Source organism: Arthrobacter sp. Y3221114 (assembly GCF_059092625.1).
Window position 1 is genome coordinate 113309 of sequence record NZ_JBNHHW010000007.1, and the last position, 12498, is coordinate 125806.

General features: G+C 67.7%; 13 protein-coding genes. 5 read left to right on the forward strand and 8 right to left on the reverse strand.

Annotated elements, in window-relative coordinates; translation table 11 throughout:
• Positions 1-36 precede the first annotated feature (36 nt).
• Positions 37-1125: an alanine dehydrogenase gene (ald, locus tag AC5RV3_RS15060; protein ID WP_494122819.1), complete on the forward strand. Its 1089-nt coding sequence runs from the start codon at positions 37-39 to the stop codon at positions 1123-1125.
• Positions 1126-1224: 99 nt separating this feature from the next.
• On the opposite strand, the gene AC5RV3_RS15065 is transcribed toward ald, so the two are convergent.
• Positions 1225-2850, reverse strand: coding sequence for a monocarboxylic acid transporter (locus tag AC5RV3_RS15065; RefSeq protein WP_494111385.1), 1626 nt, complete (start codon positions 2848-2850; stop codon positions 1225-1227).
• Positions 2847-3215: a DUF485 domain-containing protein gene (locus AC5RV3_RS15070; protein ID WP_494122820.1), complete on the reverse strand. Its 369-nt coding sequence runs from the start codon at positions 3213-3215 to the stop codon at positions 2847-2849. Before AC5RV3_RS15070 ends, AC5RV3_RS15065 begins: the two co-directional genes overlap by 4 nt.
• 178 nt (positions 3216-3393) lie before the next feature.
• On the opposite strand from AC5RV3_RS15070, the gene AC5RV3_RS15075 reads away from it, so the two are divergent.
• Genes AC5RV3_RS15075 through AC5RV3_RS15090 form a run of 4 tightly spaced genes read left to right on the forward strand, consistent with a single transcriptional unit; the run spans position 3394 to position 7360 of the window.
• Positions 3394-4611 (forward strand): sensor histidine kinase, encoded by a 1218-nt coding sequence (locus AC5RV3_RS15075; RefSeq protein ID WP_494122821.1) that lies wholly within the window; start codon positions 3394-3396, stop codon positions 4609-4611.
• A gap of 48 nt (positions 4612-4659) precedes the next feature.
• Positions 4660-5382, forward strand: a complete 723-nt coding sequence (locus AC5RV3_RS15080) for a LytR/AlgR family response regulator transcription factor (protein WP_494111388.1) — start codon at positions 4660-4662, stop codon at positions 5380-5382.
• Positions 5379-5858: a hypothetical protein gene (locus tag AC5RV3_RS15085; protein WP_494122822.1), complete on the forward strand. Its 480-nt coding sequence runs from the start codon at positions 5379-5381 to the stop codon at positions 5856-5858. The genes AC5RV3_RS15080 and AC5RV3_RS15085 overlap by 4 nt, the downstream gene beginning before the upstream one ends.
• Positions 5855-7360 (forward strand): sodium/solute symporter, encoded by a 1506-nt coding sequence (locus AC5RV3_RS15090; RefSeq protein ID WP_494122823.1) that lies wholly within the window; start codon positions 5855-5857, stop codon positions 7358-7360. The genes AC5RV3_RS15085 and AC5RV3_RS15090 overlap by 4 nt, the downstream gene beginning before the upstream one ends.
• 16 nt (positions 7361-7376) lie before the next feature.
• Here the strand turns inward: AC5RV3_RS15090 and AC5RV3_RS15095 are convergent, their stop codons facing one another.
• From AC5RV3_RS15095 to rpsB, 6 genes are all read right to left on the reverse strand, one after another.
• The gene (locus AC5RV3_RS15095; RefSeq protein WP_494111391.1) at positions 7377-7967 is read right to left on the reverse strand and encodes a DivIVA domain-containing protein; all 591 of its coding nucleotides are present in this window, start codon (positions 7965-7967) and stop codon (positions 7377-7379) included.
• Positions 7968-8067: 100 nt separating this feature from the next.
• Positions 8068-8970, reverse strand: a complete 903-nt coding sequence (locus AC5RV3_RS15100; protein ID WP_494111392.1) for a phosphatidate cytidylyltransferase — start codon at positions 8968-8970, stop codon at positions 8068-8070.
• Between the two features lie 23 nt (positions 8971-8993).
• Complete coding sequence (gene frr / locus AC5RV3_RS15105) at positions 8994-9551, reverse strand: ribosome recycling factor (protein ID WP_494111393.1); 558 nt, start codon at positions 9549-9551, stop codon at positions 8994-8996.
• Between the two features lie 92 nt (positions 9552-9643).
• Positions 9644-10387, reverse strand: a complete 744-nt coding sequence (pyrH, locus tag AC5RV3_RS15110; protein WP_494122824.1) for a UMP kinase — start codon at positions 10385-10387, stop codon at positions 9644-9646.
• Positions 10388-10558: 171 nt separating this feature from the next.
• Positions 10559-11398, reverse strand: a complete 840-nt coding sequence (tsf, locus tag AC5RV3_RS15115; RefSeq protein WP_494111394.1) for a translation elongation factor Ts — start codon at positions 11396-11398, stop codon at positions 10559-10561.
• A 117-nt stretch (positions 11399-11515) separates the two neighbouring features.
• Positions 11516-12415, reverse strand: coding sequence for a 30S ribosomal protein S2 (rpsB, locus tag AC5RV3_RS15120; protein ID WP_494122825.1), 900 nt, complete (start codon positions 12413-12415; stop codon positions 11516-11518).
• Positions 12416-12498: the final 83 nt, after the last annotated feature.

The window sequence follows — 12498 nt, forward strand, 5'->3', positions numbered from 1 at the left end:
CCGCCAGCCGGCGTCCGACCAGAAGGGACGGCGTCCATGCGCATTGGAGTGCCACGCGAGGTCAAGAACAACGAGTCCCGGGTGGCCATCACGCCGCCCGGCGTCCATGAATTGAGCGCCGCCGGCCATCAGGTACTGGTGGAGACCGGCGCCGGCCTCGGCTCCTCCATCACCGACGGCGATTACTCGGCGGCCGGCGCGAGGATCATGGATTCGGCCGACGCCGTCTGGGAGCAAGCGGAGCTGGTCCTGAAGGTGAAAGAACCGGTGGCAGAGGAATACCACCGGCTGCGCAGCGACCTGACCCTGTTCACCTACCTGCACCTGGCCGCCGACGCCACCCTCACCCAGGAACTGTGCTCCCGCGGCACCACCGCGATCGCCTATGAAACCGTGCAGCTGCCGGACAGGTCGCTGCCCTTGCTGGCCCCGATGTCCGAAGTCGCCGGCCGGCTCGCCGCCCAGGTTGGGGCGTACTCCCTGATGCAGCCGCTGGGCGGGCGCGGCGTGCTGATGGGCGGCGTCCCCGGCACCCGGCATGCCGACGTCGTCGTGATCGGCGCGGGAGTGGCAGGGGCCAACGCAGTGTCCATGGCGGTGGGCATGCGGGCCAACGTCACCGTGCTGGACACCGACGTGCGCCGGCTGCAGCGGCTCGATGACCAATACCAGGGCCGGGTGGCCACGTTGGCCAGCAACGCGCTGGAACTGCGCCAGGCGGTCCTGGCGGCAGACCTGGTGATCGGGGCGGTGCTGATTCCCGGGGCCAGGGCGCCGAAACTGGTCACGAATGAGATGGTCAGCCGGATGCGGCCGGGCGCCGTCCTGGTGGACATCTCCATTGACCAGGGCGGCTGCTTCGAAGATTCCCGGCCGACCACCCACGCCGACCCCACGTTTAAGGTCCACGACACGGTTTTCTACTGTGTGGCCAATATGCCTGGAGCGGTGCCGCGCACCTCGACCTACGCGCTGACCAACGCCACGCTCCCCTACGTTAAACTCATTGCCGGCGAGGGGTTCGATGCCGCGGCCAAACGACGCCCGGAACTGCTGCCCGGGCTCAGCACCCGGGACGGGAAGATCGTTTCCGAACCCGTGCGCCTGGCTCACGCCGCCCGCTGATCCCCGCGCGCCCGAATGGCTGCGGGCCCGGCATCCATCCGCCGGGCCCGCAGTGCTATCCGAGGCGGCGCGTTTCAGGCGCGCGCCGCCGTCGTCGCATCAGTGGACCGTCGCCTTCTCCGCGCCGACGCCGGTGAGCGAGCGGACCTCCATCTCGGCCTGCTTGGACGCGTCCTCGCGGTTCTTGTCCAGCACGGTACCCAGCCAGCCCAGGAAGAACGCCAGCGGGATGGAGACGATGCCCGGGTTGTTCAGTCCGAAGATGGCGAAGTCCGCGCTGGGGATCATCGACGTCTCCTTTCCGGAGACCACCGGGGAGAACACGATCAGGACGATGGCCGCGCCGAGGCCGCCGTACATGCTCCACACCGCACCCTGGGTGGTGAAGCGCTTCCAGAACAGCGAGTAGACAATGGTGGGCAGGTTGGCCGACGCGGCCACCGCGAAGGCCAGCGCCACCAGGAAGGCCACGTTCTGGCCCTGCGCGCCGATGCCACCGAGGATCGAGACGACGCCGATGACCACCACGGTGCGGCGGGCCACCTTGACCTCGCCGGCCGAGTCGACCTGTCCCTTGCGCACCACGTTCGCGTAGATATCGTGCGCGAAGGAGGCGGCCGCGGTGATGGTCAGGCCGGCCACCACCGCCAGGATGGTGGCGAATGCCACCGCGGAGATCAACCCGAGCAGCACCGGACCGCCGAGCGCGAAGGCCAGCAGCGGCGCGGCGGAGTTGACCCCGCCCGGAGCGCTCTTGATGGCTTCCGGACCAATCAGCGCCGCGGCGCCGTAGCCCAGCACCAGGGTGAACAGGTAGAACGCGCCGATCAGCCAGATGGCCCAGACCACGGACCGGCGGGCCTCCTTGGCCGTGGGCACGGTGTAGAAGCGCATCAGCACGTGCGGCAGGGCCGCGGTGCCCAGCACCAGGGCCAGCGCCAGCGAGATGAAGTCCAGCTTGGACGCCTCCGAGACACCGTACTGCAGGCCCGGGTTGAGCAGCTCGGGGTTGCCGGCGGTTTCCACCGCGGCGCCCAGCAGCTCGGAAAGGTTAAAGCCGTGCAGTGCCAGCACCCACACGGTCATGATGAACGCACCGGCGATCAGCAGGCAAGCCTTGATGATCTGGACCCAGGTGGTGCCCTTCATGCCGCCAACCAGGACGTAGAGGATCATCAGTGCGCCGACGACGGTGATCACCAGGGACTGTCCCAGCCTGGAGTCAATGCCGATCAGCAGCGAGACCAGGGCGCCGGCTCCGGCCATCTGCGCCAGCAGGTAGAAGAAGCACACGGCCAGCGTGGTGATGGCCGCGGCGATCCGCACCGGGCGCTGCCGCAGCCGGAAGGACAGTACATCGGCCATGGTGAACTTGCCGGTGTTGCGCAACAGCTCGGCCACCAGCAGCAGGGCCACCAGCCAGGCCACCAGGAAGCCGATCGAGTACAGGAAGCCGTCGTACCCGTTGATCGCGATCGCGCCGCAGATGCCCAGGAACGACGCCGCCGAGAGGTAGTCGCCGGCAATGGCGGTGCCGTTCTGGCCGCCGCTGAAGGACCGGCCCGCCGCATAGTAGTCGGCCGCGGTCTTGTTGTTCCGGCTGGCCCGCAGCACCACCACCAGGGTCACGCCGACGAACAGGGCGAAGATCAGGATGTTGATCCAGGTGGAATCCTTGATGTCGTCCGCCGTGACGGCCAGCGGAATGTTCACGGCGTGCCTCATTTGGTGTCCTCCGGTAGGCCGACGCCCTCGTTTTCGAGGCTGTGGCGGATGTCAGTGGCGATCGGGTCCAGCTTCTTGTTCGCGTAGCGGACGTACCAGGTGGTGATGGCGAAGGTGCTCACGAACTGCAGCAGGCCCAGCACCAAGCCGACGTTGATGTTGCCCCATAGCTTGGTGGACATGAATGCGTGCGCATAGTCGGCCAGCAGCACATAGGCGAAGTACCACAGCAGGAAGGCCACTGCCATCGGGAACACAAACGAGCGGTGGCGCTTGCGCAGTTCGGTGAACTCCGGACTGCTCTGGACCACCTGGAAGTCCACGGACGCGGCGGTGCCGGCGTCCGGGTTGGGGTCGTTACCCATCTTTTCCTCCTCATCGGACACACGCAGGGTGTGACTGCGATCACTCTGCTAGCCCGCGGTCCCGGTGGCCAGCAGCCGGGCGGGTCACATCGCCCAACGGTCCACCGGCTGCGGTGAACGGCGCTCCCCTGCGCCGAGCTGCATTCGGCCGTTCGGCCCTGCGGCTAGGCTTGAGGGCATGCTCAGCCCCGCCGTGGACATCGCGCTCATCGCCGCCCTGGCCGTGGTGGCGGTGGCGGTGATCGCGCTGGTGGGCTTTAAACTGACCCGCTCCTACCGGGACCTGGGCTCCGAGGCCGACCGCGCAACCTACGCCACGCTGCACACCGCGGGGCTCGCGGGCCAGTACCTGCGCTCCGGGCTGACGCCGGCCGGCGCGGGCAAGGCGAGCAAGCACCTGCGCGGCCTGCTGGGCTCCGAGGTGTTGGTGTTGACCGGGCTGGACGATGTGCTCGGCTGGGACGGATCCGGCCAGCCGCCGGAGTCGGCCCTGCGCCTGGCCGGCAAGACCATCGGATCGGGCCGCACCCAGGTCTTCCGCGGTAACCAGTTGCTGCCGGACGGCCTGGTCCCGCAGGTGGCCGCCGCCCGGGACGGCGGCCTGACGGAAGCGGTCTTCGCCCCGATCCGGGTCCAGGACCGGGTGGTCGGCACCGTCGGCGCCTACACCGGACACGTGGCGGCTTCGCTCGTGCGGGCCACCAACGAGGTCGCGGCCTGGGTGGCCACGCAGATCGAACTGGCCGAGCTGGACACCTCCCGGACGTTGCTGATGGAAGCCGAAGTGCGGGCGCTTCGGGCACAGATCAGCCCGCACTTCATCTACAACGCCTTGAACGCCATCGCCTCCTACATCCTCACCGACCCGGCGCGGGCACGGGAACTGGTGATCGAGTTCGCCGACTTCACCCGCTACTCCTTCCGGCGGCACGGAGACTTCACCACCCTGGCGGAGGAACTGAAGTCGATCGACCGCTACCTGCTGCTGGAGCGTGCCCGGTTCGGCGACCGGCTCAAGGTCAGCCTGCAGATCGGCCCTGAAGTCCTCAGCACCGTCATCCCGTTCCTCTCCCTGCAGCCGTTGGTGGAGAACGCGGTGCGCCATGGGCTGGAAGCCAAGGAAGGCCCGGGACAGATCACCATCACCGCCCACGACGCCGGCGCCTACGCCGTGGTCACCATTGAAGACGACGGCGTGGGCATGGATCCGGAGCGGCTGCGCACCGTTCTGGCCGGCCGCACCGAAGGCGATCATGTGGGCTTGCGCAATGTGGACGTGAGGCTGCGGCAGGTCTACGGCGAGGAACACGGCCTGGTGGTGGACACGGCGCCCGGTGCGGGCACGCTGGTCACGCTGCGGGTGCCCAAGTTCCAGCCCGGCAACCGCGTGGACTAAAGCGGCCGGCGCGGAGCTCCGTCCCGGGTACCTAATAGACTGTGGGCCATGGTCAATGTGGTTGTCGCCGATGACGAAGCCCCCGCCGTCGAGGCCCTGGCGTACCTGCTCGCCCGGGATTCCCGGATCGGGGAAGTCCACAAAGCCACCAGCGGCGCCGAAGCCCTGCGTGCCTTGGAGCGCCACGACGTGGACGCGCTCTTCCTGGACATCCACATGCCGGCTTTGACGGGGCTGGACATCGCCAAGGTCATTTCCCGTTTCAGCCGCCCGCCCGCGGTCGTCTTCGTCACCGCCGATGAAGACAAGGCGCTGCAGGCCTTCGAACTGGCCGCAGTGGACTACCTGCTCAAGCCCGTGCGGGCAGACCGGCTGGCGGAATCGGTGCGCCGGATTTGCGAACTGATGGAAGACGGCGGTGCGGCGAAGCCGGAAGTCGTCACCGTTGACCAGGGCGGCATTACCAAGATGATCCGGCGCGACGAGATTCAGTACGTGCAGGCCCAAGGCGATTACGCCCGGCTGCACACGGCCGATGCGAGCTACCTGATCCGGGTGCCGCTCAATGACCTGGAGCGCCAGTGGGCGGACGCCGGCTACCTCCGGATCCACCGTTCCTACCTTGTGGCGATGGACCAGGTCCAGCAGATGCGGACCAGCGCCGGCAGGGCCAGCCTCCTGGTCGGCGGCGCCGAACTGCCCGTCAGCCGGCGGCATCTGCCCGGCGTCCGCGACAGGCTGGAGGCCACGCGGGTGAGGCCACGCGGATGAGCAGCGGTCCGGGCCGCCGCGAGGTTCCCCGCTTTTCCGACGGCGGCGCACCGCTTCCCGACGGCGATGCGCAGGTCCCGTCGGCCGGATTCCGGGAGCGGGTCCGCGTCACCGCGCCGCGTTCGGCTGCGCCCCGTCCATCGGGGGGCTACACCTTCTCCCGCGAAGTGGCCGAGCAGTCCGAGGTCGGCGAACTCTTCGTCCGGTCCCTGGTCCGCTCCCAGTTGCGCCTGGCCCTCGTGGTGGCGGCCGGCTTCGGGCTGATCCTGCTGGGCATGGCAGTACTGATCGCGCTGGTGCCGTTCGCGGGCACGCTGACCGTTTTCACCGTCCCGCTCCCCTGGCTACTGCTGGGCATCGGGATCTACCCGATCATCCTGGCGTGCGCCGTGCTGTACAACCGCGCGGCGGCCCGCAACGAGCGCCGGTTCCGCGAGCTGACGGCCGACTGGATCGATCCGGGGACGAAGCAGTGAACGCGGCCACCGGGCTGGCGGCGGTGGCCGCCGTCTGTGCCGCCACCGTGCTGATCGGCATTTACGGGCTGCGGATTTCGCGCACCACCGGTGATTTCTACGTGGCCTCGCGGACGGTCAAGCCGTGGTGGAATGCGTCGGCCATCGGCGGCGAATACCTCTCCGCCGCAAGCTTCCTGGGCGTGGCAGGGCTGATCCTGGTCTCGGGCATCGACGCGCTCTGGTTTCCCGTCGGCTATACCGCCGGCTATCTGATGCTCCTGCTGTTCGTGGCGGCCCCGCTGCGCCGCTCCGGCGCCTACACGATCCCCGACTTCGCCGCGGCCCGGCTCGATTCCGCCGCCGCCCGCCGCGTCACCAGCCTGCTGGTGATAGCGGTCGGCTGGCTGTACATTGTCCCGCAGCTGCACGGGGCCGCCCTCACCGTGCGCATCGCCACGGGCCTGCCGGGCTGGGCAGGCGCCCTTACCGTCGTCGTCGTGGTGGTGCTGTCCGTGGTCACCGGCGGCATGCGCTCCATCACCTTTGTGCAGGCCTTCCAGTACTGGCTCAAGCTCACGGCCCTGGCCATCCCGGTGGTGTTCATCCTGCTGGTCCTCGCCGGGTCGGGCCAATCGGCCACCGGCGGCGGCGCGGCCTTCGACCCGTCGCTGGACGTCGTCGGCGATGCATCGCTGTACCGAAATATCTCGCTGATCATCGCCCTGCTTTTCGGGACCCTGGGGCTGCCGCACGTGCTGGTGCGTTTTTACACCAATCCCGACGGCGCCGCCGCCCGCCGCACCACACAGCTGGTGCTGGGGCTGCTGGCCTTGTTTTACCTCTTCCCCACCCTCTACGGCGTCCTCGGCAGGCTGCACACGCCGCGGCTGGCCGACGGCGGCCAGTCCGATGCCACGGTGCTGCTCCTGCCGGGGCGGATCATGGAGGGTTTGGCCGGCGACCTCCTGAGCGCGTGCGTGGTGGCCGGCGCCTTCGCCGCGTTCCTCTCCACCACCTCCGGGTTGGTGGTTTCCCTGGCCGGCGTGGTCAGCCAGGACCTGTTCCGCGGCAGCGTCAGGGGCTTCCGGCTGGCCGCGGTGCTGTCGGCCATCGTGCCGCTGGGCATCGCCCTGGGAACGGAATCGCTGGCGTTGGCGGGCAGTGTGGGCACGGTCTTCGCGTTCACCGCCTCGACCATTTGCCCGCTCTTGCTGCTGGGCATCTGGTGGCGCGGGCTCACCGATGCCGGCGCCATTGCCGGCATGGTTTCGGGGGCCGTGCTCTGCGGCGGTTCGCTGCTGGCGGCTGCCGTGGCGGGCCCGAAGCTGGGAGCCTGGGCCGAGCCGCTGGGGCAGCCGGCGGCGTGGACCGTCCCGGCGGCGTTCCTGGTGACCGTGGCCGTTTCCCGGGCTACCGCTTCGCGCAGGCCGGCCACCACCGCCCGGGTCATGGCACGACTGCACACGCCGGAGCGCGCGGACACGCTGGATGCGGCCGGCTGGTCCGGTCACGCGGACTGAACGAGGTTCAGCCCGGTCAGTCGATGGCGGCCATCAACTCGACGACGCGGTCCAGGAACGCGTCCACCTGGTTTTCCTCGTAGCCGTCCTTGCCCTTGGCTTCACGGAACACGGCCCTGCGGACCACGTCGACGCTCATCGGCTGGTCGTGCTCGAAATATCCCAGCAGTTCCACGCACAGCGCGTCGACATCCTCGACGTTGTAGCTGACGGCGTTCCGCTTCGTGGGCCGGCGGAAGCGTTCGCCGGGAGCCCGGTGGAGGCGGGCCCGCAGCATCGCCGACACGCGGCCGATCTGGGTCAGCCAGGCCTGTTCGCCGTCGCGCTTGATCAGCGCGTCGCGCTCCCGCTGGGCGAAGACATCCTCCAGCCGGTCCAGCGCGGCGTCGACGGCCCGCGGGTCGTAACCGCCCTTGGCCGGATCGAACGTCATGGCCCGGACATCGCGGCTGGTGATGGGAGCGTCGCCGGGCTCGGGGTTGTTGTAGTACTCCCGGGCCCGGCCGAGGAAGTCGTCCACCTGGCGTGCGTTGTAGCCGAAGTTCCGCCGGTCCACGTGGTCGAACGGGGCACTGCCCTTGCCGGCATCAATGGTTCGTCGCGCCATGGTGTCCTGTGGTTCCTGTTCCTTCAATACGTTCCGCTTGTCTACGGTGCCAGTCTATGCGGGCCGTCGCACGCCACCGGGTCAAACACGGCCCGCGCGCCTAGACTGCCCCTGGCGCCAGCAGCGACGCGAACACGTAAGCCACCGGTGCCGCAAACACGATGGAATCCAGCCGGTCCATCACGCCGCCGTGGCCCGGCAGGAAGTTGCTCATGTCCTTGATGCCAAGTTCCCTCTTGACCATCGATTCGGCCAGGTCGCCCACGGTGGATGCGGCCACCGTGGCCACGGCCAGGACGAGCCCGAACCACCACTGCAGGTCCAGCAACAGCACCGAACACAGGACACCGACCAGGATGGCCCCGCCGACCGAACCGGCAAACCCTTCCCACGACTTCTTGGGGCTGATCTTCGGCGCCATCGGGTGCTTCCCGAACAGCACCCCGATGAGGTAGCCGAAGGTGTCGTTGGAGACCACCAGCAGCAGCATGGTGGCAACCTTCAGGGCACCCGATTCCTCCAGCAGCAACAGCAGGGAGAAGCTGATGAAAAAGGGGACCCAGCAGAGAATGAAGGTGCCGCTGAGCACACTGCTGACCGCGCCGTCGGTGCTGTCCAGGCACTTCCAGACCATCAGGGCGACGCAGCTGGCCACCAGGGCAAAGGCCAGCCCTTCCGGCCCGCCGTAGTATGCGGCCACAGGCATGGCGATGGCACCGGCGAACAGCGGCGGCAGCGGCACCTTGATGTTCTTGACCGTCAGGGCGCGGGAAACCTCCCACACGCCGACGGCAGAGAATCCGGCCACCAGCAGCACGAAGGCATCGGGCAGCAGGAAAAGCCCCACCAGGACAACAATGAGCAGCGAGAGCCCGACGACGATGGCTGCCGGCAGATTGCGCCCGGCACGGGACGGCTTGGCGGCGGCACGCAACGCCCGCCGTCCGGGTTCGGCCGGCCGTTGTCCCGGACCAGCCGCCGGAGCCGGCGTATCGCCAGCCATGGGTTGAGGCTGGTCCGTACTCATCAGACCTCGAGCAGCTCGGCTTCCTTGCGCTTGAGGAGCTCGTCCACGTTGTCCGTGTGCGACTTGGTCTTGGCGTCCAGTTCCTTTTCGGCCCGGTTGCCCTCGTCCTCGCCGACGTCGCCGTCCTTGACCAGCTTGCCGATGGTGTCCATGGCCTTGCGGCGGATGTTGCGGATGGAGACCTTGGCGTCTTCGGCCTTGCCCCGGACCACCTTGACGTACTCCTTGCGGCGTTCCTGGGTCAGTTCCGGCAGGACCACGCGGATCACCACGCCGTCGTTGGCCGGGTTGGCGCCCACATCCGAATCGCGCAGGGCCTTCTCGATATCGTTCAGCGCCGACTTGTCGTACGGCGTGATCAGCAGGGTGCGCGGTTCGGGGTTCTGGAAGGACGCCAACTGCTGCAGCGGGGTCGGCGTGCCGTAGTAGTCGACCGTGACCTTGGAGAACAGTGCCGGATTGGCGCGGCCGGTGCGGATGGTGGCGAAGTCTTCCTTGGCCACTTCGACTGCCTTGTCCATCTTCTCGGCAGCTTCGCGCAGCGTCTCGTCTATCACGGTCTCTCCTTCACGTCCTTCATTCATTCCGCGGTGCCCGCGGTCCTGACTCTTTTCCATCCTAGGCTATCGGGCGGATGGCCCGGCGCCAGTCAGGCGGTGACGTAGGTGCCGATCTGCTCGCCCAGAATCGCACGGGTCACGTTGCCTTCACCCTCCATCCCGAAGACCACCATGGACAGCTTGTTGTCGCGGCACAGGCTGAAGGCGGTCTGGTCCATCACGCGGATATTCCGGCGCATCGCTTCGTCGTAGGTCAGGGTGTCGAGCTTCTCGGCAGCCGGGTCTTTCTTCGGGTCGGCCGTGTAGACGCCGTCCACGCCGTTCTTCGCCATGAGTACGACGTCGGCGTGCACCTCGAGCGCGCGCTGGGCAGCGACCGTGTCGGTGGAGAAATAGGGCAGGCCGGCGCCGGCACCGAAGATGACCACGCGGCCCTTCTCCATGTGCCGGATGGCCCGCCGCGGAATGTAGGCCTCGGCTATCTGCCCCATGGTGATCGCGCTCTGCACGCGGGTGTCCACCCCGGCCTGTTCGAGGAAGTCCTGGAGGGCCAGGCAGTTCATGACGGTCCCGAGCATGCCCATGTAATCGGCACGGGAGCGGTCCATGCCCGACGTCGACAGTTCGGCGCCGCGGAAGAAGTTGCCGCCGCCCACGACGATCGCCACTTCGACCTGGCCGACGGTGGCGGCAATCTGCTTGGCGACGCCCCGGACTGTGTCCGGGTCCACGCCCAGCTTCCCCCCGCCGAAGACTTCGCCCGAAAGTTTCAGCAGGACGCGGCGGCGTTTGGTCCCGGTATCAGCGGTGGTCTGGGTGTTCTGGGATTCCATGGTGCCTCCCGGCGTGCGTGGTTCTGGGGAAAGAGTATGTGAGTGGCCGCGCGGCTGCCCGACGGCTGAAGCCGCGCGGCCGATCCGGACATGAAAAAGGAGTGGTCACCGGTTGGTGACCACCCCCTTGTCATCTGAATCAGCCAGTTCGCCTAAGCGTTGCGACCGAGGTTACGCTCCGACGCGGAAGCGGGCAATGGCGGTGGCGTTGACGCCGGCCGCCTCCAGCACCTTGCCGACGGACTGCTTCGGGTCCTTGGCAAACGGCTGGTCCAGCAGCACGATCTCCTTGAAGAAACCGTTCAGCCGGCCTTCGACGATCTTGGCCAGTGCGGCCTCGGGCTTGCCTTCGGCGCGGGCGGTCTCATCGGCGATGCGGCGTTCGTTCTCCACCGTCTCGGCCGGAACCTCTTCGCGGGTCAGGTAGGCCGGTGCGTAGGCTGCGCTGTGCACGGCGACGTCGTGTGCTGCCTCGGTGGCTGCAGCCCCCTCGCCGTCAACGGCGAAGAGGACGCCAACCTGTGCCGGCAGGTCCTTGGAGGTCTTGTGCAGGTAAGCATCCACGGTCTTGCCCTCGACCCGGGCAACCCGGCGGACGACGATTTTTTCGCCCAGCACGGCACCTTCCTCGACGACGAAATCGCCCAGCGGCTTGCCGTCGACGTCGGCGGCCAGCAGCGCGTCGAGCTCGGCAGCGCCGGACTCAACCGCTACGGCCAGTACCTTGTCAGCGAGTTCGATGAACTTGGCGGACTTGGCGACGAAGTCGGTCTCGCAGTTGACCTCGATCATGACGCCGACCGTTCCGTCGATGACCTTGGCGGCAACCAGGCCTTCGGCAGTGGAACGGCCCTCACGCTTGGTGGCGCCCTTCAGGCCCTTGATGCGGATCAGCTCAATGGCCTTCTCGGCATCTCCATTGGCCTCGTCCAAAGCCTTCTTGACATCCATCATGCCGGCGCCGGTGCGCTCGCGCAGGGCCTTGATATCAGCAGCGGTGTAGTTCGCCATTTGGACTCCAGTCCTCCCGTATTAAGTAGTGTTCGGTGCCGCTGGCGGCGGGCCCACAGCAGGCCCGGCCGCCAGCGGAAGTCCGGCGGCGCACAAGGCGCCGCCGGTGAGTCGGATTTACTTCTCGGTGTCCGCGGCGGGTGCTTCGGCGGCCGGGGCGTCCGCTGCGGGTGCTTCGGCGGCCGGGGCTTCGGCGGCGGGAGCGTCAGCAGCAGCTTCGGCGGCCAGGGCTTCGGCGGCCGGGGCCTCGGTCGAACCCTCGAGCAGTTCGCGCTCCCACTCGGCCATCGGCTCGGCCGGAGCTTCGGTGTTGCCTGCGGCGCGGTTGTTGCGGGCGATGAGGCCCTCGGCAACGGCGTCGGCGATCACGCGGGTCAGCAGGTTGACGGAGCGGATGGCGTCGTCGTTGCCCGGGATCGGGAAGTCGACTTCGTCCGGATCGCAGTTGGTATCCAGGATGGCCACAACGGGGATGCCGAGCTTCTGGGCCTCGTCAATGGCGAGGTGTTCCTTCTTGGTGTCGACAACCCACATGACCGAAGGGGTCTTGGTCAGGTTGCGGATGCCGCCCAGCGTGGTTTCCAGCTTGGTCTTCTCGCGCTGCAGCAGCAGCAGTTCCTTCTTGGTGCGGCCGGAAGCAGCAACGTCGTCGAAGTTGATCTCTTCGAGTTCCTTCAGGCGCGAGATGCGCTTGGAGACGGTCTGGAAGTTGGTCATCATGCCGCCGAGCCAGCGCTGGTTGACGTAGGGCTGTCCGACGCGGGTGGCCTGCTCGGCAATCGCTTCCTGGGCCTGCTTCTTGGTGCCGACGAACAGCACGGTGCCGCCGTGGGCAACGGTGGCCTTGACGAACTCGTAGGCGCGGTCGATGTAGGACAGCGACTGCTGCAGGTCGATGATGTAGATGCCGTTGCGCTCGGTGAAGATGAAGCGCTTCATCTTCGGGTTCCAACGGCGGGTCTGGTGACCGAAATGTACGCCGCTGTCGAGCAGCTGGCGCATGGTAACGACTGGCATGTCGTCACTCCTTCCGGCAGCATCGGGCTGGGCCTGGGCTGCTGCCTGTAGACGGTTGTTAGCTTTTCGCCCGGCGGGCTAAG

Excerpts from the sequence above, each read along its gene's own strand:
- ald (WP_494122819.1), top strand. The coding sequence starts at position 37 with ATGCGCATTGGAGTGCCACGCGAGGTCAAGAACAACGAGTCCCGGGTG.
- AC5RV3_RS15065 (WP_494111385.1), bottom strand. The coding sequence starts at position 2,850 with ATGAGGCACGCCGTGAACATTCCGCTGGCCGTCACGGCGGACGACATC.
- AC5RV3_RS15070 (WP_494122820.1), bottom strand. The coding sequence starts at position 3,215 with ATGGGTAACGACCCCAACCCGGACGCCGGCACCGCCGCGTCCGTGGAC.
- AC5RV3_RS15075 (WP_494122821.1), top strand. The coding sequence starts at position 3,394 with ATGCTCAGCCCCGCCGTGGACATCGCGCTCATCGCCGCCCTGGCCGTG.
- AC5RV3_RS15080 (WP_494111388.1), top strand. The coding sequence starts at position 4,660 with ATGGTCAATGTGGTTGTCGCCGATGACGAAGCCCCCGCCGTCGAGGCC.
- AC5RV3_RS15085 (WP_494122822.1), top strand. The coding sequence starts at position 5,379 with ATGAGCAGCGGTCCGGGCCGCCGCGAGGTTCCCCGCTTTTCCGACGGC.
- AC5RV3_RS15095 (WP_494111391.1), bottom strand. The coding sequence starts at position 7,967 with ATGGCGCGACGAACCATTGATGCCGGCAAGGGCAGTGCCCCGTTCGAC.
- AC5RV3_RS15100 (WP_494111392.1), bottom strand. The coding sequence starts at position 8,970 with ATGGCTGGCGATACGCCGGCTCCGGCGGCTGGTCCGGGACAACGGCCG.
- pyrH (WP_494122824.1), bottom strand. The coding sequence starts at position 10,387 with ATGGAATCCCAGAACACCCAGACCACCGCTGATACCGGGACCAAACGC.
- tsf (WP_494111394.1), bottom strand. The coding sequence starts at position 11,398 with ATGGCGAACTACACCGCTGCTGATATCAAGGCCCTGCGCGAGCGCACC.
- rpsB (WP_494122825.1), bottom strand. The coding sequence starts at position 12,415 with ATGCCAGTCGTTACCATGCGCCAGCTGCTCGACAGCGGCGTACATTTC.